The organism is Streptomyces sp. NPDC090106, from assembly GCF_044747265.1.
Lineage (GTDB): Bacteria > Actinomycetota > Actinomycetes > Streptomycetales > Streptomycetaceae > Streptomyces.
The window spans coordinates 259,630-279,806 of record NZ_JBIVDS010000001.1 but is presented as its reverse complement, the minus strand read 5'-3'; the positions used below and the strand labels follow the sequence as shown (position 1 = coordinate 279,806).

The 20,177-nt window shown below is 67.0% G+C and carries 31 protein-coding genes; 1 reads left to right on the top strand and 30 read right to left on the bottom strand.

Annotated elements, in window-relative coordinates; translation table 11 throughout:
* Positions 1–65: 65 nt before the first annotated feature.
* The 14 genes from ACIPSE_RS01315 to ACIPSE_RS01250 all read right to left on the bottom strand — a co-directional run bounded on the left by ACIPSE_RS01315 (position 66) and on the right by ACIPSE_RS01250 (position 10,288).
* The gene (locus tag ACIPSE_RS01315) at positions 66–395 is read right to left on the bottom strand and encodes a hypothetical protein (RefSeq protein WP_401656116.1); all 330 of its coding nucleotides are present in this window, start codon (positions 393–395) and stop codon (positions 66–68) included.
* A 135-nt stretch (positions 396–530) separates the two neighbouring features.
* Positions 531–1,103, bottom strand: coding sequence for a hypothetical protein (locus ACIPSE_RS01310; protein WP_401656114.1), 573 nt, complete (start codon positions 1,101–1,103; stop codon positions 531–533).
* Positions 1,104–1,203: 100 nt separating this feature from the next.
* Positions 1,204–1,629 (bottom strand): hypothetical protein, encoded by a 426-nt coding sequence (locus ACIPSE_RS01305; RefSeq protein ID WP_401656112.1) that lies wholly within the window; start codon positions 1,627–1,629, stop codon positions 1,204–1,206.
* Positions 1,630–1,638: 9 nt separating this feature from the next.
* Complete coding sequence (locus tag ACIPSE_RS01300) at positions 1,639–1,872, bottom strand: hypothetical protein (protein ID WP_401656110.1); 234 nt, start codon at positions 1,870–1,872, stop codon at positions 1,639–1,641.
* A 2-nt stretch (positions 1,873–1,874) separates the two neighbouring features.
* The gene (locus tag ACIPSE_RS01295) at positions 1,875–2,165 is read right to left on the bottom strand and encodes an HK97 gp10 family phage protein (protein ID WP_401656108.1); all 291 of its coding nucleotides are present in this window, start codon (positions 2,163–2,165) and stop codon (positions 1,875–1,877) included.
* Positions 2,165–2,506 carry a hypothetical protein gene (locus ACIPSE_RS01290; protein ID WP_401656106.1) on the bottom strand — a complete coding sequence of 114 codons (342 nt, stop codon included), beginning with the start codon at positions 2,504–2,506 and terminating at the stop codon, positions 2,165–2,167. The genes ACIPSE_RS01295 and ACIPSE_RS01290 overlap by 1 nt, the downstream gene beginning before the upstream one ends.
* Positions 2,507–2,509: 3 nt before the next feature.
* Positions 2,510–2,899 (bottom strand): hypothetical protein, encoded by a 390-nt coding sequence (locus tag ACIPSE_RS01285; protein WP_401656104.1) that lies wholly within the window; start codon positions 2,897–2,899, stop codon positions 2,510–2,512.
* Between the two features lie 15 nt (positions 2,900–2,914).
* Positions 2,915–3,250, bottom strand: a complete 336-nt coding sequence (locus tag ACIPSE_RS01280; protein WP_401656102.1) for a hypothetical protein — start codon at positions 3,248–3,250, stop codon at positions 2,915–2,917.
* Between the two features lie 32 nt (positions 3,251–3,282).
* A complete protein-coding gene (locus ACIPSE_RS01275; protein ID WP_401656100.1) occupies positions 3,283–4,605 on the bottom strand; it encodes a major capsid protein in 1,323 nt (440 codons plus the stop codon).
* Positions 4,606–4,620: 15 nt separating this feature from the next.
* A complete protein-coding gene (locus tag ACIPSE_RS01270; protein ID WP_401656098.1) occupies positions 4,621–5,241 on the bottom strand; it encodes a hypothetical protein in 621 nt (206 codons plus the stop codon).
* Positions 5,242–5,699: 458 nt separating this feature from the next.
* Positions 5,700–7,229, bottom strand: coding sequence for a phage portal protein (locus tag ACIPSE_RS01265; RefSeq protein WP_401656096.1), 1,530 nt, complete (start codon positions 7,227–7,229; stop codon positions 5,700–5,702).
* 11 nt (positions 7,230–7,240) lie between these two features.
* Positions 7,241–8,530 (bottom strand): PBSX family phage terminase large subunit, encoded by a 1,290-nt coding sequence (locus ACIPSE_RS01260; RefSeq protein WP_401656094.1) that lies wholly within the window; start codon positions 8,528–8,530, stop codon positions 7,241–7,243.
* A complete protein-coding gene (locus ACIPSE_RS01255; RefSeq protein WP_401656092.1) occupies positions 8,491–9,699 on the bottom strand; it encodes an HNH endonuclease in 1,209 nt (402 codons plus the stop codon). The genes ACIPSE_RS01260 and ACIPSE_RS01255 overlap by 40 nt, the downstream gene beginning before the upstream one ends.
* A 76-nt stretch (positions 9,700–9,775) precedes the next feature.
* The gene (locus ACIPSE_RS01250) at positions 9,776–10,288 is read right to left on the bottom strand and encodes a hypothetical protein (protein ID WP_401656090.1); all 513 of its coding nucleotides are present in this window, start codon (positions 10,286–10,288) and stop codon (positions 9,776–9,778) included.
* 131 nt (positions 10,289–10,419) lie between these two features.
* On the opposite strand from ACIPSE_RS01250, the gene ACIPSE_RS01245 reads away from it, so the two are divergent.
* On the top strand, positions 10,420–11,094 hold the full coding sequence (locus ACIPSE_RS01245) for a hypothetical protein (protein ID WP_401656088.1): 675 nt from the start codon (positions 10,420–10,422) through the stop codon (positions 11,092–11,094).
* Positions 11,095–11,096: 2 nt separating this feature from the next.
* Here the strand turns inward: ACIPSE_RS01245 and ACIPSE_RS01240 are convergent, their stop codons facing one another.
* From ACIPSE_RS01240 to ACIPSE_RS01165, 16 genes are all read right to left on the bottom strand, one after another.
* Positions 11,097–11,306, bottom strand: a complete 210-nt coding sequence (locus ACIPSE_RS01240) for a helix-turn-helix domain-containing protein (protein WP_401656086.1) — start codon at positions 11,304–11,306, stop codon at positions 11,097–11,099.
* 145 nt (positions 11,307–11,451) lie between these two features.
* Complete coding sequence (locus tag ACIPSE_RS01235) at positions 11,452–11,964, bottom strand: hypothetical protein (RefSeq protein ID WP_401656084.1); 513 nt, start codon at positions 11,962–11,964, stop codon at positions 11,452–11,454.
* Between the two features lie 71 nt (positions 11,965–12,035).
* The gene (locus tag ACIPSE_RS01230; protein WP_401656082.1) at positions 12,036–12,653 is read right to left on the bottom strand and encodes a hypothetical protein; all 618 of its coding nucleotides are present in this window, start codon (positions 12,651–12,653) and stop codon (positions 12,036–12,038) included.
* A gap of 52 nt (positions 12,654–12,705) precedes the next feature.
* Positions 12,706–12,924 (bottom strand): hypothetical protein, encoded by a 219-nt coding sequence (locus tag ACIPSE_RS01225; protein WP_401656080.1) that lies wholly within the window; start codon positions 12,922–12,924, stop codon positions 12,706–12,708.
* Positions 12,925–13,009: 85 nt separating this feature from the next.
* Positions 13,010–13,171 carry a hypothetical protein gene (locus tag ACIPSE_RS01220; RefSeq protein WP_401656078.1) on the bottom strand — a complete coding sequence of 54 codons (162 nt, stop codon included), beginning with the start codon at positions 13,169–13,171 and terminating at the stop codon, positions 13,010–13,012.
* A gap of 12 nt (positions 13,172–13,183) precedes the next feature.
* Positions 13,184–13,867: a hypothetical protein gene (locus tag ACIPSE_RS01215; protein WP_401656076.1), complete on the bottom strand. Its 684-nt coding sequence runs from the start codon at positions 13,865–13,867 to the stop codon at positions 13,184–13,186.
* Entirely contained in the window at positions 13,864–14,415 is a 552-nt protein-coding gene (locus ACIPSE_RS01210) for a hypothetical protein (protein ID WP_401656074.1), read from the bottom strand. The genes ACIPSE_RS01215 and ACIPSE_RS01210 overlap by 4 nt, the downstream gene beginning before the upstream one ends.
* Positions 14,412–14,801, bottom strand: coding sequence for a hypothetical protein (locus tag ACIPSE_RS01205; protein ID WP_401656072.1), 390 nt, complete (start codon positions 14,799–14,801; stop codon positions 14,412–14,414). Before ACIPSE_RS01205 ends, ACIPSE_RS01210 begins: the two co-directional genes overlap by 4 nt.
* An 80-nt stretch (positions 14,802–14,881) precedes the next feature.
* Positions 14,882–15,685 carry a DUF2637 domain-containing protein gene (locus ACIPSE_RS01200; RefSeq protein WP_401656070.1) on the bottom strand — a complete coding sequence of 268 codons (804 nt, stop codon included), beginning with the start codon at positions 15,683–15,685 and terminating at the stop codon, positions 14,882–14,884.
* Positions 15,686–15,855: 170 nt separating this feature from the next.
* Entirely contained in the window at positions 15,856–16,518 is a 663-nt protein-coding gene (locus tag ACIPSE_RS01195) for a hypothetical protein (protein WP_401656068.1), read from the bottom strand.
* Positions 16,515–16,706 carry a hypothetical protein gene (locus ACIPSE_RS01190; protein WP_401656066.1) on the bottom strand — a complete coding sequence of 64 codons (192 nt, stop codon included), beginning with the start codon at positions 16,704–16,706 and terminating at the stop codon, positions 16,515–16,517. The genes ACIPSE_RS01195 and ACIPSE_RS01190 overlap by 4 nt, the downstream gene beginning before the upstream one ends.
* Positions 16,694–18,118 carry a DNA cytosine methyltransferase gene (locus ACIPSE_RS01185; protein ID WP_401656064.1) on the bottom strand — a complete coding sequence of 475 codons (1,425 nt, stop codon included), beginning with the start codon at positions 18,116–18,118 and terminating at the stop codon, positions 16,694–16,696. The genes ACIPSE_RS01190 and ACIPSE_RS01185 overlap by 13 nt, the downstream gene beginning before the upstream one ends.
* Before the next feature lie 106 nt (positions 18,119–18,224).
* Complete coding sequence (locus ACIPSE_RS01180; protein WP_401656062.1) at positions 18,225–18,602, bottom strand: hypothetical protein; 378 nt, start codon at positions 18,600–18,602, stop codon at positions 18,225–18,227.
* Complete coding sequence (locus ACIPSE_RS01175; RefSeq protein WP_401656060.1) at positions 18,599–18,829, bottom strand: hypothetical protein; 231 nt, start codon at positions 18,827–18,829, stop codon at positions 18,599–18,601. The genes ACIPSE_RS01180 and ACIPSE_RS01175 overlap by 4 nt, the downstream gene beginning before the upstream one ends.
* A gap of 5 nt (positions 18,830–18,834) precedes the next feature.
* On the bottom strand, positions 18,835–19,086 hold the full coding sequence (locus ACIPSE_RS01170) for a hypothetical protein (protein WP_401656057.1): 252 nt from the start codon (positions 19,084–19,086) through the stop codon (positions 18,835–18,837).
* Positions 19,086–19,985: a phage antirepressor KilAC domain-containing protein gene (locus ACIPSE_RS01165; RefSeq protein WP_401656055.1), complete on the bottom strand. Its 900-nt coding sequence runs from the start codon at positions 19,983–19,985 to the stop codon at positions 19,086–19,088. Before ACIPSE_RS01165 ends, ACIPSE_RS01170 begins: the two co-directional genes overlap by 1 nt.
* Positions 19,986–20,177: the final 192 nt, after the last annotated feature.

The following is a 20,177-nucleotide window of genomic DNA, read 5'->3' as shown; positions in this document are numbered from 1 at the left end:
GTTCAGGGAGCGGCCCGGGAAGTACCGGGCGATGTCGGGCCGCAGCTCGGAGGGGTGCTCCTCGATCAGTCGGAGGAGCTGGTCGATTCCCCCGGCCCCACGCCCGTGTCCTCGTTGAGGGCCTCCATGATGTCCTGGAAGTCACCCAGGGTGAGGCCCAGCTCCAGGAGGCGGTCCACCTGCTCCTGGTTCGAGATCAGCGCGAGGATCGTGGTGGCGTCCTCGTCCTTCAGGGCGCGGATCTTCTTGACGACCGTCATCGGCCACCAGGAGGCCATGGGGAAGACGAACTTCTCGTCGTCCAGATCGACTTCCAGCTCCTTGGCGCCCTTGGCCTCCAGACGCTGGGCACGGAGAGTTCCCAGGTGGATGCGCTTGCGGTTGGGCTTGCTCATGGTCGTGCTCCGGTTCTCGCGGATCTTCGCGGGTCAAAGCACTGGCCGGAGAGCAGACCCGCGAAGGACTCTCCGGCCAGTGGTCAGGGGCGCAGGCGGGGACCGCTCAGTGCGTGGCCAGGCCCGCCTGCGGGCTCAGGACGGCAGGGAGACCAGGCCGAACTGGCGCGTGATCGAGCTGCCGCCGCTCGGGGCGGTGAGGGACGAGAAGGTGAGGTCGAACGCCTGGTTCGTGTCGGACTTGTACGAGCGGTCACCCTTCGCGGTGACCTCGGCACGGGCGACGATGATCCGCGCGGGCTTGTCGCCGTCGATGACGTCCATGCCGATCGCGTAGTACATCGGCTCGTTGGACTGGGGCTCCTCGAACGCGAGGAACTGGGTGGAGCCGCTGCCCGACGAGGTCATGTCCGCCGCGTCCACGCCGTAGTACAGCGCGAGCGTCAGGTAGTTGGTCTGCATGAAGGTGACCTTGAACGTGGTCGCTCGGTCGGTGACCTGAGTCCGGACCGCGCTGTTGTACCCCCACGCCTTGAACTCCTGGCGGTTCTCGTTGAGGGCCTCGGTCAGGCCGTCCTCGGTCACGTAACCGAGATCGACCCACCCGGCGCCCCAGGGGGAGTACGGGTCGGTCGGAGCGGTGGTGCCGACGGGAGCCACGACGAACGTGCCCTCGACGCCGACCCTCACCTGAGTGTCGTCAGCCATTGATCCTCCTGGTGGAGTGGACGCCTGGACGAAGTCGGGCGCGACGGCCCCTCCGTACGGGCTGGGAATGGAGCCTGGAGAGGCCCAGGCGGATCGCGGGTCAGGCAGGTCGAACGCGCAGCCCGGCTGAGTAGCCGAGGCGCGTGACGTTGGAGTTGGGCTCCTCGGGCCGGACAGCCGGCCCGGTCTCCTCCCAGGTGCGCAGCACGAAGCCGCCGCTGAGGGAGGTGCCCTGCATCTGCTCGACAGCGGCCCGGACTTGGGCCATCACGTCGGTGGCCTCCACGCGGGAGGCGCCGTACACGTCGAGCGAGATGCGCGCGTCGTCGTGCAGTCGGCGGCCCTGGAAGGTCGACGTGACCCGGGCCCCGCCGATGCGGGCGACCTGAACGAAGGGGAGTGCCTCGGTGAAGGCGTCGCCCTCGGGCCGCACCGTGGCGGCCTCGTACGTCAGGACCTCCAGGATCTGGTTGACGACCATCTCCTCGACGTCCGGGAAGACCAGGGAAGTCAGGGGAGTGGTCACCGCGGCCTCCTACTCGGCCGGGGTGCCCAGCGCCTCGGGCTTGCGCCCGCGCTTGGGCAGCTCATGAGTGCTCGGGACGGGCTCTATGACCTCGGGAAGTCGACCGAACCGGAGCACCGGCTCGGCGCCCTCCAGATGCCCGATCCCTGCTCGTACGAGGTCCTTGACCGCCTCGTCCGGCACGTCCACGACGTCACCGGGCTGGTGGCCCTGATAGGCGAAGGCGAGCGTGAGCTTGGCCATGATCAGCCCCTTGCTGCATCGAGTGCGTTGGCGATGGTGTGGTGGGCGGGATGGTCTGCATCCCGCGTGCCGAGTTCGATCACCGCCGCGTACTCGACGTCAGAGACGATCAGGACCGAGCCGTCTGGGCCGTCCTCGGCGTGGATGGAATCGCGGTAACGACCGCTCTCGACGGGCGCGTTGCCCTGTGCGACGGCCACCACCCGGTCGGCCCGCTCGTGCAGGTCGGCCTGAACGAAGTCCTCGTGGACCAGTGCCACGATGGCCGAGTTGTCCGGCCTGAAGGCGCCCATCAGCCGGTCACCAGCTTCAGGGTCACGCGCATGTACGCGAGCACCGCCAGGGAGCCGTGACCGGTCTGGACGTCGGGCTTGCCGTCGACCTCGTACGTGACGTCGTCGACTTCCGCCCGGTCGTACTCCGTTACGGCCGCTGACGGGGGCAGGAAGCAGGTCAGGTACGTGATGACCTGATCGCCCTGCCTGACCGTCTCCGAGGAGCTGAGCGGCTCGGTGCGGCCTCTGTACGAGGTCCTGGTGGCCGTGGACCAGTCGACGATCCGGTTGTTCTGGCGGTCCCTCGTAGGGGACGGCCGGCTCAGCACCGTCACGGTGTGCGTCGGGAGCAGCAGCACAGCTCACCCCCAGGTGCGCGGGTACACCGGCAAGAGGCCCTTGGCCTGGAGCAGGTCGAGCAGGTCCGGGGCGACCCGGGGTGTGCCGCTGCCGACGACCGAGATGGCCCGGACGATCTTCTGGTTGCCCAGTTCCATCTGGGAGACGTTGGCCATGGCCCCCGTCTCGTCGCCGAGATCGGCGATGTACTGGGCCTGGATGCAGACGGCCTCCCGGAAGACCTCGATCAGCTCGGGGTCCGTGGGGAGATCGTTGTCGTCCGTCTCGTACACGGCTCCGATCAGGAGCCTGTCGAGCCGCCTGGACGCCTTGGCCAGCAGGCGGGCCGCGTTGGGCGGGACGGGATCCGGATCGAGGTAGTCCGTGAACTCCTCGACGGTGGCGTACGCCATGACGCCTCCTCCGGATCAGAGCGACAGGCAGGCGACCGTCACCGACGTCACGGAACTGAGGTCGACGAACACGGTGTCCGTGCCGCCCGGCTGCTCGTAGTTGTCGCTGAACGGCCCGAAGAACTTGTCCGCCCCGGCGCCCACCGTGGCGGTGGGAGCGGTGACGGCCTGGCCCTCGACGGTCTTGCCGATCTTCAGCGTGACCGTGATCGAGGAGCCCGAGCCGTTCTTGACGTGGAGCACCTGCTTGCCGCTGCTCCGGAGGGAGACCCCGCCGGCGTCAGGCGTCACGTAGCTCGGGGTCAGGCCCGTCGTGGCGAACTTCTGGGCGGTGAGCGCGGTACGCGCCATGGTGATGTTCCTCCTTGGTGCGACCGGTGCCGCTACTGAACCTTGATGTTGCGGAAGACGGCCGCCGCCTTCGTGGCCTTGAGGACCACGGCGATTGGACCCATCTCCACCTCACCCTTCTTCACCGCTCCGGCGGTGGTGAAGTCCGGAAGGTAGGTGGAGACGATCTGACCGCCGACCGTGGTGACACCGTGGAAGCCGTCCAGGCCCATTCGGACCGCGTACAGGTCGGTCAGGCCCGACACCGCGCTGTCTCCGGTCTGGGTGACCGTGACGCCCGGCGAGGTACCGCCGGTGAGCCCCGCACCCGACGCGGTGACGGTCGCCGGGGTGTCCGCCAGGTCGCCGGTGAAGCTCAGTGTCTTCACGGACGTGCCGGAGACCGTCGCGTTGCCCGAGCCGACATTGGACAGCCCGATGACGGCCGACTGCACCGTGGAGGCCGAGGCGTTGTACGCGATGCCCGAAGTCGTCTGGGTGTTCCCGGCGATGGTCACGCTCACGGTGTACGTACCGCCGGTGGGGGAGCCGGTGACCTCCAGGGTCCAGGTCGAGCTGTCGGGGTCCCGGGTCTGGATCGGGATGATCGGAGACGAGGTGCCCGCCTTGTCGCCCGGGTCGACGAACACGATGTCGCCGTACGACTCGCGGACGATCGGACGGCCACCGGGCCCCATCAGCCCTTCCACCGGGTTTCGGGTGTACACGCCGGCTCGACGGGCCAGGGCACGCACGCGGGCCAGAGCCTTGGTGTTGCCCAGGACCATGGTCGGCGTGCCGTCGAGCAGCGACAGCCACTCGTCGAGCATGTCCAGGGCGACCTGAGCTGAGGCCAGATTGGTGTCGAAGTCGGACCAGTCGGTGACCTCGGTGGGCCGGAACTCCGTGCTGGAACCCGAGAGGGCCTTGTTGAGGCCGTCGAAGCCGTTGGCGGCGTCCGCGTCCGTCCCGTCCGCAACATCGCCGTTGATGACGGCGTCCTGGAAGCGGGTCTTGGTCGCCTTGATCTTCTGGGACATGTTCAGCGCCACGGCACCGGACGCGGCCGGACCGATCTTGGCGATGACGCGGTCCACCTCGAAGCTACCGCCGAGGACGGCCAGGTCGACGCTGTACCGCTGGGTCTGGACGTCGCTCGGCGTGTACTCGGTGTTGAGCGCACGGAAGGCCGCGGTGGGCTGAGTGACGAGTCGGCGGTAGCCGTACGTCAGGGTCGCGCCGCCACCGGCGGGGTTCACCACGTCGTCGAAGGTGAGCGCGTCCAGGACGGCGCTCTCCTTGCGGAACTCGTCGATGACCTGGACGTCGATGTCGTCCGTGGCGTTGTTCTTCGCCTCGTTGAGGGTGACGGGCATGGGCTCTTCCTTTGATCAGTTGCCGCGCATCCGTGCTGCCACGGCGTCGGCGAGGTTCGTGGGCTTGCGGGCTCCTTCGCCGCGTCCCGACATCTCCGTCCCGCTGCGAGCGGGAGGGGCGGGAGCGGTCTTGAGCTTCGGATTCGACTCGACGGCCGCCTTGATCGCATCGCCGACCTTCGTGGCGAAGTCATCGGCGTCCAGGTCCAGTTCGTCGACCTGCCTGAGGAAGCCCCGGCTGTCGAGCAGGGCGTCCGGATCGGCGCTGTGCTTGGTGGCCGCCCGGTAGACCGCCAGTTCCACCGCGCTCTGCCTGGCTTTGCCCTGCGTGGCGGTGAGCTGCTGCGCGAGCTTCTCGGGATCGGCCTTGCCGTCGTCGAGCTTGATTCCCGCCTTCTCAGCCAGCTGGGCCAGCAGGGCGGACTGTCGCTGGAGTTCGGTGGTCGTGTTCTTCGAGCGGTCCTCGTGCTTGCGGGCCTGGGCCTTCCACTTCTCGGCCTCGGCCTGCCAGTTCGTCTCGGCGCCCTTGTCGTCCTTGCCGGACTCGGGCGAGGTCGTGCCCTCGGGAGGCGTGATGCCCTCCGGAGGAGTGCCGGGGTTCTCCGCACCCGTGCCGGGCTCTGCGGATGTCGTCATAGTGATGCTCTCCCTTGTCGGGTGGGGGTGCCCATGCGGGCTGTAAGGCGTGGGGGAGTGCGAGGTGAAGAACTCCTCGCCAAGTGATTCGTGGGCGCCTCTTACGCGCCCAATGCGCCCTGTATGGGGTCAGGGTTGGGTCCTACCGTGGAAGGGCCTTACCTCATCAGTGGGCTGGGCTGGGTTACCTGGTTGATCTGCCGTCCTGGGGGTCGCCGGATGGCCCGGTGACCCAGTCCATCAACAATGAGATGAGGTGCATGGTGGAAAAAGAACGCGCCCCCGGAAAACGGGGCTTGTTCCGAGATTTGACCAAGCGACTCGGTATCGCATTGAGTGCTCGCGCCCTGTGGACCTTGGCCGTGCGGCTGATCGACCACCACTAAGTACTTCGGGTTGTGTGGTGTAACCCCCAGGCGCCACAACACCTCAAGTACTGAGAATCGCTCCCATCACCATCAGGTGGTGGGAGCGATTTGCGTTTCCGCTCTACTTGTAGGGGGCTCGCCTCCCGAAGCGGGAGATCGGTTGGCCGTCTGCTCGGTCTTGATGCGTGCGACCTCGTCGAGGACCTGCTCATCCCGCCAGTCGGGGTTGAGGCGACGGACCTTCTCATACGTGGAGATGGCCCCTGCGGCGTTCAGATCGTTGAGCTGACGCGCGGTCTCGCCCGGGTCGGGCGTGACGAGGTCGGGGAACTCCACGTCGGGAATCTGGGGGACAACCGGGGACCCGAAGACGGCTCGGTCGATCTCCAGCAGCACGCCGAAGAGGTGGCTCAGGGCGGGACGCCAGTAACTGGTCTTGTTCACCCGGGTGGTCAGGGACTGGCGCTCACGGGCGGCGATCTCCGTCGCCGTCGGGTTGCCGCTGCCCTCGTTCGTGACGCCGAAGGTCTGGAGGCTGTATCCGGCACCGAGGATGACCCGCTCGGCCAGATCGGCACAGAGCGCACGGTGTTCCTCGGTGCGGATGGCGAACTGGACCTGCTCGATCGCCGAACCCTTCTCCTCGCCGGGCGCGAGAGCCAGTGGGGTGAACAGCTCACGGTCGATATCGAAGGCCGCGCCTTCACCTCTTCCGAGGTTCTCCAGGACCTCCGTGCCGACCAGGAGCCGGGCCTTGCCCATGCGCAGGTCGCGCATCCAGTCGCTGTACGCCTCGTCCAGCGCGTCCATGAGCCCTTCGACCCCGGAGAAGTCCGAGCGGCCGAGGTTCGCGGCTGCGGGCAGGTGGCGCCAGAGCTTGTTCGGCTTGAGGTTCGGGATGTACTGCGCGGTGAGCTTGGGCGTGCCCGTCGGGACGCCGTCCCCGTCGATGACGAGGTCCGCGAGAGCAGCGGTCTCCGGGAAGTCAGTCAGGGCCATCTGGACGCCCAGCTCGTTCGCAGAGCCGATCCACACGGAGTGCCTGATCCAGCCGGGCTCGTGCCGTTCGAGCTGTCGCACCACGGTGTTGGCGTCCTCGCGGATGACGTTCCAGAACGTGACGGCGCTCAGCCGGCCCCACCTCCATTCCGGGACGGCGATGTCCGGGGAGGCCGCGACCAACCAGGGCTTGTCCTGGATGCTCTGATCCCAGACCACCCGGAGGTAGACGCCGCCGAGGGCCGCAGAGACCTCCGCGGCCTCCCGCAGAGCGGCGTACGTGACGTCGTCAGCGAGCTGGTCCAAGCGCTCCTGGGTCGCCTCGTCGTCCACCGTCAGGTTCAGCGGCGACCCGAAGAGGAGGTTGGCGCTGGTGGCCGCGATGGCCCCGGCAAGGGGCACGTGGAGCTTGGCGGGGCGTTCGCCCTCCGGCGTGGGCTGGCCCCAGAACCAACGTCCCAGACGGGCCAGGAAGCCCCTCCGGCGCGTGGCAGGCCTGTCGTTCGGCGCGTTGCGGTACGCGTCCGTCAGCCCTTCGGGGAGCCCGGCGTACCAGGCGCTCCAGACGTCCTGCTGGGCAAAGACGTCGGCGAGTTCCGGGGGAGGCCATGGGGTGCCCATCTCAGACCCCCTTAGGCGGCTCGTTCGTCCTCGCGGTCTGCCTGCGAGAGCGGGATGTCGATCTGGGGGCGCCAGATGTGCTGAGTGGTCTTCACGGCGTAGCGCAGGGCGTCCACGCCGTGGTCGTTCTGCTTGAGCGGGGCGTCCTCGCCGCGCTCGGTGGCCTTGGGATCCCAGACGTAGCCGTCGATCTCCTTCAGCAGCTCCTTGCACGAGCTGTGGACGCGGAGCTTGTCGGCGGCGAACAGCGCCATGAGGATGCGGATGCCGCTCAGGACCTTGTTGTGGGCCGGCCGTGGGGCCAGCCCGTCCCTGCGGAGTTGCGCGTGGAACGAGGCTGCGGACGGGTCGACGGCGACCATGCCGGGCTGTATGCCGCGCTCCCGTGCTCCTGGAGGCCGTACTGAGCCCAACCACTCCCGCAGACGCTCAGAGGTCTCCAGGTCGGTGAGCTGACGCTGGGCCTTGCGCCCGTCGTACCGCCAGTCCGCCGCCGCGTAGAGGCACTCGTCCATTCCGATGCCGAGGAGGACCGCGTGCGTCGGGTTCGAAGTGCCGTAGTCGACGCCGAGGGCCAGCCACCGCGTGATCGGCGGCAGGATGTCCACGACGTGCCGGGAGCGGTCGAACATGTCGAAGACCGCGCCCTCTGCCGCGCACCACTCGCCGAGGATGAACCGCCGGTACCAGATCCCCACGTACTCGGCCCGGATGGCCTCCACGTAGGCCGGGTCCAGCGCCGGATTGTCGTCGAGAGCGAACTCGAAGAGCCGCATGTCGATGCGGTCGTTCTCGATGAAGTTCGCTCTGAGCCAGTGGCTCGGGCTGTCCGGGTTCGTTGTGGCCAGCAGTTTCGCCCCGGTCACACTGAGCCGCGACAAGGCCATGGTCCAGAACGTCTCGGGGATCAGCGTGGCCTCATCGATCATGATCAGGCAGCACGTCATGCCCCGCAGCTTCGCCTCGGCCCGCTCGTCGTTGGCGCCGATCACGTGCACGGTGCGTCCCAAAATCTTCGCCATGGGAGCGCCGGGGGTGTACTGCACCTGCTGGGCCAGAGGCCCGAACAGATCCGGGTTCATCAAGACCGTGAACAGGTTGCGGTGGGCCGTCTGGCCGGTCTTGGCGACCACCACGATCTCGCCGGTGCGAGGCGCCTGGGCGACATCGATGAGGAACCTGAGCAGTGAGCTGATCGTCTTGCCAGAGCGGACCGCCCCTGAGTAGAGGACGATCCGCGACGTGCTTCCGGCTATGGCCTCTATTTGCTTGCGAGAGAGAGGGAGGGCGCTGAAGTCCACGGCGCCCCCGTTCTCAGGGCGAACCAGGTGCCGCAGCGCGCGGCCTTGGAGCGGTTGCACCAGTCACAGGCTCGGGTGAGGTTCCACCAGTGGTCAGTGCCGCCCTTGGCGATGGGGAAGTAGTGGTCCACGTGGGCGCTCGGTTTCCCGCAGTACGCGCATGGGTCCTGGGCTATGGCCCTCCGGTAGTCCGCCGACAGGGCGCGATCCACGGCGTCCATGGCGATCAGAACTCGCTGACGCCGCCGATTGGTCTTCGCGTAGTACTCCTCGCGGTTGTCGCGATAGTGCTGCCGCATCCGCTCATTGCGGACGTCCTTATTGGCGAGGTGATTCGCCTGTTGGTAGTGCCCGTGGCACAGCCCCTTGGCGAAGTGGGCCGTACAGCACCCGGGCAGAGTGCAGGTCTCCGGAGGAGTGGCGCTGCGCTCTCGCACAGTCGCCAGAGGATCACCGTGGCGCTTCGAGCGGGTGTAGTGGGCAGAACACCAACCCTTGCGCTCAGCGGGCTTCGTGCATCCCTCGATGGAGCACGGGCTGTCGGACTGTCGCGGCCGTGCCGAAGTGTCCAACGAGCCGGTTCGGCGCAGTCGCATGTAATGCATCTGGCACAGCCCCTTGGAATCGTGGGGCTTGCGGCACCCATCGGTGGTGCACGTCTCGGGAACGCTCGGCTGTTCCCAGTTGGGGTCACCGTGCTTGGCTGCCCGCTGATAGTGCATCCCGCACAGGCCACGCCGCACGTAGTCGTTACGGCCACAGCCCTGCACAGTGCACTCGGGGTTGAGCCCGTGCTCCACGACCGGAATGTGGGCCTGCACGTCCCCATGGGTACGCAGTCGGTAGTAGTGCGCGGCGCACAGGCCCCGCGTGAGCCGGCCGCCCTTATTGCAGCCCTCGACAGCACAGGAATTCGGTCTTGTCGGTTTCTCAGGAAGCTCCAGGGAACCGTGGAGGCGCCAGCGGCGGTAGTGCATGTGACACCAGCCGTGCCCGCCTTTCGCAGGCTTCCCACAGTTGTCCACCGAGCACTTCAGCTCGGAGGTCTTGAGACGCTCCGGAAGATCCGTACTGCCGTACTTCTTCATGCGCTGCCAGTGCATCGAACACAGATCCCGGCCTACGACTGGCCGTTCGCACTCAGACACGGCGCAGATACGATCGTTCATGTCGGCGCTCCTCTAAGCGTCGTCCACGCCCCGGGAGTGTTCGCGCACTCGCCGGGGTCCTCTCGGCGAAGACGTGTCAGTCGTGCCCTCGGTTTCCGTTGTCGCCCATCTGCTGGGCGACGCGGGTCAGGGCCTCACCGAGGTCTCCGAGCATTGAGCGCGCCTCCTGGACACCGGACTCAGCATCGACCTGGGCGAGCTTCAGGGCGCTCGTGAGGGCACTGGAGGCGGCGAGGGTGAGGTCCTTGGTCTCCTTGGCCGGAGGCTCTCGGAGGATCTCGTGGACGAACTCCCCGTCCTGCTTGACGCTCGTGACGAGGTACTCCCGCTGAGCCCTGCCGATCGCCCGCTCGGCGAGGTCGAGAAGCTGTCCCTGGATCCGCTGCCGTCGGTCCCTCAGATCGACCTGACGGGCGTCAGTGGCAGCCCTGACGGCTTCCCGGTCGAAGGGGAGCCCGAGGCGCTGCGCGTGGTTCGTGATGGTGCCGACGGACCAACCCGTCTGACGGGCGATCTCGTTGCGGCTGACGCCGTCAGCGTGGAGCTGACGGAGACGGTCCTCGTCGTCTGCGGAGAAGGTCCGGGCCACGGCCGGCTCACCCCCTCACGCGTGTGTGGTGACGGGTGACCGGTCACGATTTGGTTGACTTTGCCTTTGCGGATTCGGCCACTGTCACCATGTCGCCCATGTCAACGGACTTGGGATTCATGATCACCCTCATGGTGATCATCACCGGCCTGCTCTCGCTCATCCGGGTACTGCAACCGATCGTCACCAAGCGCATCGAAGCTGATGTGAAGAAAGAGCGGGCGCGCCTCTTGGCGGGATTTCCCGCTAGCGGGGAACCGAAAGGCGATCGGCGAGCCGCCCAAGAGGAGAAGTTCGGCAGCGTCCTGATCGAGTACTACGTCTTTGGGTTGGTCCTAGCGAAGCGCAGCTTCTCTGTCAGCCTCATCTGTTCCGTAGTTGGCGGGCTTGTGTTGATCTGCGGCGTCGCCATGGGAATCTACAAGGCTGAAACGAGCGGTGATCTCTATATCGCAGCCGTGACTGGTAGCTCAGGTGTGATTGTGTCCGTCATCGGTGCACTATTTCACCGAAGGGCGGACCTCTCGTTGCGACATATGCAAGATCAAAGCAAGGGCCTTCGCCTCGACATGAAGGCTGAGCGGGATGCAGGTCAAGCAGTTGGCCTTCTCGACAGCGTTACTGAGGATCACCTGAGATCACATCTCCAAGCAGCGCTCATCCTGAAGTTCTCTGGTGCAGAGTTGCCTGATCTGAGTCGAATCACTATGGGCGGTGACATCTTGCGGCGGTTCGTGAACGCATCGCAGGAAGACGATGTTGTCGACGCTGAGATCGTCGGGCCATCTGGCCCGACGGCGTCGTAGTTTCAGGCGGCGGATAACAGGATCCGCCTCGCCTTGGATCGTGTGGCCAACTCTGCCTTCGCCACGTCCAGGTGGCGGAAGAGCTTCTGGTTGTTCCGGTCGAGCCCGGTGACTGTCAGGTGTCCGCGTCGCACCCAGGAGTAGACCGTCTGAATGCTGACGCCCGTGAAGAGCGCCGCTTCCTTGACCGTCATCCAGACCTCGTCCTCCACTGACGGCCTCCCTGAGAACGCGAAAAGGCCCCGGACCTCCAGAGGAGTCGGGGCCTGCACGAGGACGCAATGGTCCTGCTGATCGCGATTATGCGATGCAGTGCTTCAAGATGCAAGCAGTTCGCTGACGGGCGTCATGACGGGCTCATGGCGCCGGGTACAACGTGTTGTAGATGGTCGTGGACCCGGCGAGACGACGGAACTCTTCGGAGGACTGTGGCAACGGGTCACCGCGCAGGAATGCCGCTAGGACCCACACGCCTTCGTTCGCCGACAATCGGGCCCATCGGATTTGAACCGCCTCGTTGTCTCCAACGGCGCGGTACGAGTTGAGGACGTTGAAGATCTGTCCCATGCGTACTCGGAGCGCCGCGTCCGGCAGTCGAAGCAGCGCTGCTTCCGAGTCTCGACCGAAGTCACGGATCGTCTTGACATAGTCCACAGAGTTGTCCATCTCGGCGCGCTCCAGCTCTCGTACGAGATGGAGCAGTTGCAACAGACCTGCGTCCCCGGCTTGATATGAACGAAGTTCGCGCCGCTCGTTGGAAGCAGTCCTGGCTTGCTGCCACTGCTGTACCCAACCGCCCCCAACTGCCCCCAGCGCTCCGAGTAGAGCGCCACCCAGGCCGATCATGCCCACGGTCACTTCAGTGCTCATGCAGATCATCATGCCGACGGGATCAACCCTCGTGGGGTTGATCCCGTCAACTCCTTGCTGGCCGGCTCGCGCTACAACGCTGGACGAGTACTCCCCTGACGGACGTCATGACGCTCGTCAGGTAGAAGGACCCCCGGCTCTCCCTGACCCTCCTCGGCATCCTGGGCCAGATCTTCCCGCATTAGCCGACTTCGCAGCTCTCGCGCCTGGATGGTGGCGAATCGCGGTATCGGTATCGGGTCACCCCGCAGATGAGAACCCAGAATTTCTAGGCCGTCACGCGCAGCCAACTGAGCGCGAAGCGCCTGCTCGTACTCGTCTATGTCGCCGACTTCCCACCCCAACATCAGCTCGAAGACGTCCTTTAAGTGCTTCCGGACCTGTTCGTTGGGAATGAGTAGAGCCCCCTGTTTCATGCGTGATCGGCAGCGGAAGAGGTCCTCTTTGTGGTCCGCGTACCACCCTGCCGCTCCTCGGCCGGAGAGAAACCTCCACTGGAACAGGTCGTCGATCTCATTGAGTGCAGACATGATCATCTCGGCGGCTTCTTGTGCCTGGACAGCTAACCGCGCTTCTGCGGCTAGCTGTCTTTGGTGATGTTGTTGGAGCCATCCGCCCAACAGGGCGCCACCTGCGCCCACTACAGCGCCACCGAAGCCGATCAGCCCCACCAAGGTCTCTGTCTGCACGGCGAACATCCTGCCGGGCAAAGAGAGATGGTGGGGCTGATCTCGTCAGGTCCTACTCCTCGTTGAAGTTCTCCAGGAAGTCGTCTGAGTACCTCATGAGGTGGCCATGGACCAGCTCGGGGTTCTCGTGCCGCCGGGCCAGCTCCCAGATCCGCGCCCCGTAGTTCGCGAGGAACCCGCAGTACTCGTTGAACTCCAGGTGCTGGGCCTCGGTCAGCTCCCGCTCGATCACCGCCTCCTCGGCGGCGTACCGGTCGTCTTCCATCGTCATCCCTTCTGGTGCGGGCAGCCGGAGACCCACCAGCCGCACACGGAGCAGTACTCGTGCACCCGCGCCATCTCGCGGAGGATCCTCCTCACGCGCACGGGTTCTCCTTGACCTCCGCCACGAGGGCGCTCAGCTCCTCGGGGCTCACGCCACCGGCCTCGGCGGCCTGGGTGGCGGAGACGACGATCGAGTGGGCGTAGTCCGTCGCCCCGTCGGCCATCGCCTGGCGGTACATCGCTGCGTAGTCCACAGGTCCTCAGTTCTAGGCCGTCTTGGCGACGGTCACGTGGGTTCGGTTGGGCTGTCGGGGGTCCGGGGTGAAGGTGGCGCTGGCCCCTCCCCCGAGATCCCGGACATAGGGCGTAGTAGCTGTAGCCGTAGCCGGGTTGACCTGCGGCTCTACGTCTCCCGGAGAGGGGCTCAGGAGGGCGGGGGAGGGGCTCCCGGGGATGTCCTGGCGGTGGACCCCCACGGCCACCCCCAGGCCCGGCACGCGGACGGAGTGGCGTACGGGGATCCCCGCGGCCTCCAGGAGCTTGCGGACGTCCTTGACGCTCCAGGACCTCCCCGGCATCTCCTTCGAGAGCTGCTGGGCGACCTGGGCGAGGTGCACGCCCTTGTGGTCCCCGATCAGCTCCCAGAGCACGTCCGCGAGATCATCGGGGTGGAGGTCGGGCTCCTTGCCCTCGGACTTTTCCTGAGCCGGCCGTGAGGCCCGCCATGCGGCGATGCACCACAGAGCGGCGAAGCCCCACATCGACGCCCTGGAGGCCGTCAGGAGGCTCCAGAGGATCGCGACGGGGATGCAGAGGAACCCGAGGCGGATCACGAAGTCCGAGAGCTTCTCGCCCGCCCTGAGCCACTCCGTGATGCCCCGGCCCGTGTTGAGCACCAGGGCCGAACTCCCCAGGGCGAGCCGCTCGATGAACCTCCGGAAGCCGGTCACATGACCACGCCCGTGATCTTGTCGCCGACGGTGTTCGTGATCGTCACGAGGGCGACAGAGGCCATACCGGAGAAGCCCGCGCTCAGGCCGAGCATGACGCCCGCCGTGACGCCCGCAGCGATCTTCCCCTTCAGGAGCTTGGCGCCGGACTTCCACAGGGCCGTGCAGACCACGAGGTAGATCACCAACAGGGCGCATCCGCCGGGCGTCAGGGCCTTCAAACCGGACCGCGTCACCTCGGGAGTTGTGGTGCCCGTCGCGGCGGCCAAGCTCCAGTTGCCGATCAGGGAGCCGGTGTCGAGCAGGAAGCCCGCAGCGGTGCCGATCAGGCCTCCGGCGGCCGTCACCGAGATCATGCCGAGGGCCATCGAACTGAGCAGCGGGAGCAAGAGCTTCGGGTCTCGCCCGCCTCCGCCTCCGCCTCCCGGACTCGTCGGGCCCCCGCCCTTGCCCCCGGTCTTCCACCACTTCGTGACGTGCCACGCCAGGATCCCCAGGCCGATCGTGACGCCTCCGAGGCTGACCGTCGCGGTCGTCACAGAGTTCATGACGCGCTCCCGGTCAGCAGGTGGACGATGGTCGAGAAGACGGGGAGGGCCTCCACGGCCCCCAGGACGGCGACCCACGCCAGGGCCCGCGTCATGAAGCGCTGACGGGCGTGGTCGAAGAAGATCATCACTCCGATCCCGGCGAAGGCCATGAACCAGGCACCGGCCAGGCCCTGTTCGTCGTGAACGGATCGCAGGGCAGCGGCCCACCAGGGGGCCACCACGATGGAGACGGCGATGGCCTTGGTGTTCTGGCCGATCTGGAGCCAGGTGAAGTCCCAGCGGCTGACAGGCTCGTTCTCGGGGGTGAAGTGGACGTGGATCTCGGGCTCGGTCCAGGTCGGACCGGAGCTGTAGTTCGGGGGATCGGGGATCTTCTCGGTCATGGCGACCTCCGGGCATGGAGGCACGCGTGCTCCAGCCGTCGGCGAGCACAGCGCACCCCCGAAGTGGGTGTGGTCTCGCGTCAGGCGGCGAGGGCGGAGGGCAGCGTCTTCAGGTGGGGCTCGGCGGCCTCCACCCTCTTCCGGCTCTCCCGGGCCGTGCCGTCAGACGACGGCAGTCCGGCCTTCTTCAGGGCGTCAGTCATGAGGGACGTCGTGGGGCGGCGCTGCCCAAGCTCGTCGAACAGAGCCCGGATCACCGCGTCGATCTGCTGCGGCTGAGTCAGGGGCTCCGGCGTCAGCTCCGGCTCCATGACGGGCTCCGGCTCCTCCGTCACCACGTGCTCGTCCACAGGGGTGTGGACGGTCGCGCGCTCCTCCAGCTTCAAGGATTCCTGGACGGCCGGCTCAGGGGTGATGACGGGCATCGGGGGAGCGCTGACGGTCTGCTGACGCGCCTGGAGCGCCTCGTGGACCTGACGCATCAGAGCACCGAAGGCCAGCAGAGCGGCAGTCGGCGGCACGGCGGCCACGACGTACTCCATGAGGCCCGCGCCATTGCCCACACCAGCGACGTTCAGGGCGATGCTGCCGGTCGAGCCGGTACCGGCGAGGGCGACGGCCCACCAGTCCATGCCGCGCTGCATCAGGCTCGCGCGCAGGATGAGCAGTTCGCCGCTGACGATGAAGAGGTCGACGGTCGCGGGCCAGGTCCAGGCGCGGGCGGAGTCGGACAGGCCGTTGTCCGCTGCTACGTCGTGGAGGTGCTCGTACGACAGCCAGAAGGCGGCGCCGGTGAGCAGGATCGTCACCACGGCGGCCCCGAGGGCCAGGCCGTTCTGGGTGTCCGGATTAGGACGGATGCGGACGCCGTCAGAGGGCGTCATGACGGTGGCCCCTGCGGGCGTTGAAGCAGGCAGGGTAGGTTTCCCGGTGGGCATGGGGAGGTCAGATCTCCTCGTGCTTAGGGAGCCGGGCTGATGCTTGGCGGCTGGCCCGGCTCCCGCTGGCGGTCTTTGGTTGTGGAAACACCGTATCGCCAACCACCGTCAGGCCGTCAGGACTTGACGGCGTCAGGTGCGCGCCGCGCCTGCGTCTTCACGAGACGCTCATACTCCTCGTCACGCAGCTTCACAGAGCAGTTGGCGCACTCGGCCGCCCAGGCCGCCGGGAAGTACCTGACGAGCGTCAGCCCCTCGCATGACGGACACGTGACGCCCCGGAGCAGCTCCTTCCGGGGCTGCGTCATCGTGATCCGCTGGACTGCCGTCAGCAGGTCCTCGATCTCCCTGAAGAAGTCGGTCACGAAGGGCTGCTGGCAGATCCACGCGAGGTGCCCCGTCAGCCGAGCCGTCAGGGTCGTCACGTGCCGCCTGACGGGCGGGAGCCGGAGTCCCTCGGTCACGACCTCGGCCCAGGACGCGAGGACTTCCAAGAAGGGCGCCGGGCCCGTCTGGTCCTCGGCGTCAGTGACGCTCTGACGGCTCGCCGGGCCCAAGAGGTTCAGGACGTCGTCACGGCCCGGGAGAGGGGCGTGGAGACGCTTCGAGGAGCGCCCGTCATAGCCCCCTCCCTGGACCCGCTGACGCGACATCGTCAAGAACACGTACTGCTCGGGGAGCTGGGAGAGGGCACCGCGGATTCTGCTCTGGCACCACTCGCAGGTCTTTGACCACTCGCTGGGTCGCTGGCAGACCAGGCATTCGTGCAGGGCGCTCATGGGGTCACTCCCATCTGGATCAAGCGGACAAGAGCGGCGTACTCGCCACGGGTGGCCCCCTCAGGGATCGCGGGGGCCTGCTTGAGGACGGCCGGCTCACCGACCGTCAGCCCGAAGAGCACCCCGAGGGTCATCAGCTCCTCGGGGCGTTCGCTCAGGGCGTCAGCCAGCTCGGTCAGGCCGGGCACAGTTCGAGGTCCTCGCCCGTGATGGCCTCGGCCACCATGGCGACCAGGTCTCGGGCCGCCGGGGGCGTGACGCCGTTGCCGATCAGCTTCACGCGGTTGCGCTTCGACCTCGGCGTGAGGATGTAGCCCTCGGGCAGGGCCATCGCGCGGGCGTACTCCGAGGGCTCCAGCATCCGGAAGCGCAGGTCCTCGAAGTGCTCGATGCCCCCACCGGGGAGCACCGCGTGACGGTCCAGCGTCGTAACGGTGCCGAGCGGCTCAGATGCCGGGCGGGCCCTAGAAGTCGAGTAGTAGGGCAGCGTCATCGCCGGGGCCTGGACAAGGCCATGGTGGTTCCCGCCCGCGCAGACGGCCGCGAGGGGCTCCTTGATCGACCTGTGAGAGCTGTTGCCGCCCCTCAGCTCGACCACGTACGGCTCCCGCAGGGCGAGCCCGGTCTCGTTCCGGGTCGTGCAGGTCCTCAGCGGCAGATGCGCCGGACGGGCCACCTTGCCCTGGCGTCCCTCGACCGGGACGAGCAGATGGTCCGACGTGGCGAACTGCCGGTAGCCCGCTCTGATCCGACGGAGCGTCGACTCCGCCAGAGGACGCTTGCGCTCCCCGAGGGTCTTGGCCGGGAGGGACCAGTCGATGGCCTCGGCGGCCGGGCGGACTTTGGGCTCCAAGACCTGGTCCGCGCACGCGGTGTGCGGGCACCTGAAGGTGTACTGGCTCCTGTACTTCCCCCACTGACGGTCCGGCCGCTTGAAGCGCTGGACGACCCGCACGGAGCCGTGCGTGGGGCAATCCGCCCTGGGCCTCAGCCACTTGTCGAAGTCCGGAGCCCGGTCCCCGCTCCTCCAGAAGATCGCGTAGAAGCGGTCACGAGACTGAGGCGCCCCGGGCCCGAGGGCCTGGGCGTGCATCGAGTTGAGGAAGATCAACTCGTGCTCGTAGCCCCACGATCCCATCGCGGCCAGCCACGCGTTGAAGGTCGCTCCCGGCTTCGTGGGCGGTCCCCAGAGCATGACCTCGACGACGTTCTCGATGATCATGGCTCGGTACCGGTGGGTCTCGGCGAACCGGACCGCGTCCCACATCGTCGATCTTGCCGCGATGGCGGCCTCGTCGACACCGCTCGTGGCCTTCACCCCGCCGTTCCACTCCCCATGACCGAGCTTCTTGCCGGAGGCGAAGGTGTGCGCGGTGCAGGCCGGGCTGGCCCACATCACGTCCGTGCGCGGGTACCGGTTGGGCTCGACCTTCGAGATGTCGGCCAGGTCGTGGGCGGTGTCGGGGTGGTTGGCCTGGTGGGAGTCGATGGCGTCCCGGGCGTGGTTCGCCGCGAAGGCCACCTGGACTCCGGGGACCTGCGCGGCGCCGGTGGAGGAGCCTCCGGCGCCGCAGAACAGATCGGTGAGCGTCAGGGTCAACGGGTGCTCTGCTTCCAGCGGCGGACCACCGCGACGATCAGGCCGAGCGTGATGAGCGCGGCGACGAGGTGCAAGAGCAGGGCGAGGGTGTGGTTCGGCATCGCGATCAGCCCTGCACGCGCTTGAACTCGGTGACGACGTCGCTCCAGTGGAAGAGGTCGTCCAGCAGGAAGCCGCCCACACCGTCGTCCAGAAGCTCGATCTCGACCGGCGGGACCTTCGGGGACCTGACCGGTCCGTCCTCCCGAGGCATCCCGGTGAGCGTGGCGGCCTGGGTCGCGGTCACCAGGGGTTCGCCGCAGAGGCCAGGCCCGTGGTTCGCGCGGCAGACCCACAGCTCCCAGACGGCACCGGTACCGATCTGGAGGACTCGGCCGTCGCCGTGGTTGACGCGCATGACGCGGTGGTCGCGCCAGGCGTCATCGGCGATCTCCTCCAGGCGGGTCGTGATCAGGTCCGCGAGCGTGACGGTCGGCTGGTTCATGAGTCGTTCTCCCCGTTGTTGAAGCGCTCGACGGAGGACCAGAAGTCCTCCAGCGCGGTGTCCCTGGCCTTGCCGTGCAGCTCCACCAGGGAGCCGTCGGGGCACTTTTTAAAAACTCGGATGGGCCGGACCGTGATGGCCTCCATGACGGCGCTGCCGTCCGGCTGGTCGTGGATCTCGATGTCCTCGACCCGCTCTGGGCCGTAGGAGACGAGCAGGTCGTCCACGGCGCTCACCGCTCCGTCTCCCGCACCCAGACCCCGTTGACCCTGCGGGCAAGACCCTTGGCGGCCAGGGCGTTCAGGCACCTGGAGACGGTGGGCTCGCTCAAGGTCAGGACCTCGGCGAGGGTCTTCCGTCGCTGCGGGTCGGAGACCGCCGACAAATAGGACCAGACGACCTTGGCGGTGGGCATCAGGTCCGGGTCCGTCAGGACCTCGTACGCGTCGCTGGGCTCCGCCAGGGCGGCGTTCAGGCGGGCCATCAGGCACCCCGTCGGAAGTCGATGACGGTGGTGTCGTCCAGGACCTGAGCGGAATCCGCAGTGGCCGGCTCCAACGATTCCTGGGCGAGCTTCCGCCGGATCGCCTCGCGGCCCTTGGGCGTGACCTGGAGCGTCACGTGCCAGCAGCCCTCGCGCGTGTTGTGGGGGATCTCCTTCTCCTTCAGGGAGAAGTACTCCCGCCTCGCGGCGTAGGGGATGTACTGAAGGGCTCCGCAGTCCGCCGACCGGACGTAGATCCAGCCCCACTCCCGGAGCTGCTGGCGGAGGTGCGTGACCTTCACGCGCAGCTCGGTGGCGACGATGTTCAGGATGTGGTCGCTGCCGTTGGCGATCAGGCGGTCATGCGCCTCGGCTTTCGGGGCAGCTGCCTCCAGCTCCGCCACGGCCTGTTCGAGCATCCGGGCCTGGGACGCGGCCAGCTCCAACGCCTCGGCGAACGAGGTCGGGACGCGGGGGCCAGATGCCTCCTCGGCCTCCAGGAGGTACGTCCGGACCTGACGCGCCACCTCGGACTTGGTCAGGAGCTGGCCGACGTTCAGGACGGCCTTCCGGCTGAAGACCGCGAGGGACCGGGCGTTGTGGTGGAGCCCCAGATTCGCGACTCCGCCGAACGGAGTCGCGAACTCGCGGAGATCGGGGCCCTGGAGGACCCGACGCCCGTTCTCAGAAAGCTCCTCGAAGTTGGAGGAGACCAGGGAGTCGATGGTCGAGAGCGGCACCTCGAAGTACGAGGCCACCATCTCGGTCGTGACGTGGAAGGAGTCCGGCAGAGTCACCAGGGTCTTGACCTTGTCGAGCACATGAGTGCGCTCGATGGTCTCCGTCCGCATGGTGCGGGACTCGGTGAGGATCAGTTCGTTGGTGGGGTGCCGCTCCATGGCACATTCCCCTTCGACTCAACACACGGAGGAAATCCCCGTGTGGGGAACCTCCGGAGGAGTCGTATCGCCCTGTGGCGATGGAGAAACAATAGCACCTATAAAGCGCATGATGAATGCTTCAGGGGAACTCTGATTAGGGATCTGCATTACCTCAACAATCCTTTGAGTTCAGAATCGTTGGAGTATTCG

Bases quoted from the DNA above. Each gene is read 5' to 3' on its own strand.
- ACIPSE_RS01285 (WP_401656104.1), bottom strand. From the start codon at position 2,899: ATGGCGTACGCCACCGTCGAGGAGTTCACGGACTACCTCGATCCGGAT.
- ACIPSE_RS01170 (WP_401656057.1), bottom strand. From the start codon at position 19,086: ATGGCCCGCCTGAACGCCGCCCTGGCGGAGCCCAGCGACGCGTACGAG.
- ACIPSE_RS01280 (WP_401656102.1), bottom strand. From the start codon at position 3,250: ATGGCGCGTACCGCGCTCACCGCCCAGAAGTTCGCCACGACGGGCCTG.
- ACIPSE_RS01235 (WP_401656084.1), bottom strand. From the start codon at position 11,964: ATGAGCACTGAAGTGACCGTGGGCATGATCGGCCTGGGTGGCGCTCTA.
- ACIPSE_RS01245 (WP_401656088.1), top strand. From the start codon at position 10,420: ATGGTGATCATCACCGGCCTGCTCTCGCTCATCCGGGTACTGCAACCG.
- ACIPSE_RS01255 (WP_401656092.1), bottom strand. From the start codon at position 9,699: ATGAACGATCGTATCTGCGCCGTGTCTGAGTGCGAACGGCCAGTCGTA.
- ACIPSE_RS01225 (WP_401656080.1), bottom strand. From the start codon at position 12,924: ATGACGATGGAAGACGACCGGTACGCCGCCGAGGAGGCGGTGATCGAG.
- ACIPSE_RS01165 (WP_401656055.1), bottom strand. From the start codon at position 19,985: ATGGAGCGGCACCCCACCAACGAACTGATCCTCACCGAGTCCCGCACC.
- ACIPSE_RS01180 (WP_401656062.1), bottom strand. From the start codon at position 18,602: ATGAACCAGCCGACCGTCACGCTCGCGGACCTGATCACGACCCGCCTG.
- ACIPSE_RS01200 (WP_401656070.1), bottom strand. From the start codon at position 15,685: ATGACGCCCTCTGACGGCGTCCGCATCCGTCCTAATCCGGACACCCAG.
- ACIPSE_RS01270 (WP_401656098.1), bottom strand. From the start codon at position 5,241: ATGACGACATCCGCAGAGCCCGGCACGGGTGCGGAGAACCCCGGCACT.
- ACIPSE_RS01210 (WP_401656074.1), bottom strand. From the start codon at position 14,415: ATGAACTCTGTGACGACCGCGACGGTCAGCCTCGGAGGCGTCACGATC.
- ACIPSE_RS01195 (WP_401656068.1), bottom strand. From the start codon at position 16,518: ATGAGCGCCCTGCACGAATGCCTGGTCTGCCAGCGACCCAGCGAGTGG.
- ACIPSE_RS01300 (WP_401656110.1), bottom strand. From the start codon at position 1,872: ATGGCCAAGCTCACGCTCGCCTTCGCCTATCAGGGCCACCAGCCCGGT.
- ACIPSE_RS01315 (WP_401656116.1), bottom strand. From the start codon at position 395: ATGAGCAAGCCCAACCGCAAGCGCATCCACCTGGGAACTCTCCGTGCC.
- ACIPSE_RS01275 (WP_401656100.1), bottom strand. From the start codon at position 4,605: ATGCCCGTCACCCTCAACGAGGCGAAGAACAACGCCACGGACGACATC.
- ACIPSE_RS01205 (WP_401656072.1), bottom strand. From the start codon at position 14,801: ATGACCGAGAAGATCCCCGATCCCCCGAACTACAGCTCCGGTCCGACC.
- ACIPSE_RS01310 (WP_401656114.1), bottom strand. From the start codon at position 1,103: ATGGCTGACGACACTCAGGTGAGGGTCGGCGTCGAGGGCACGTTCGTC.
- ACIPSE_RS01295 (WP_401656108.1), bottom strand. From the start codon at position 2,165: ATGGGCGCCTTCAGGCCGGACAACTCGGCCATCGTGGCACTGGTCCAC.
- ACIPSE_RS01265 (WP_401656096.1), bottom strand. From the start codon at position 7,229: ATGGGCACCCCATGGCCTCCCCCGGAACTCGCCGACGTCTTTGCCCAG.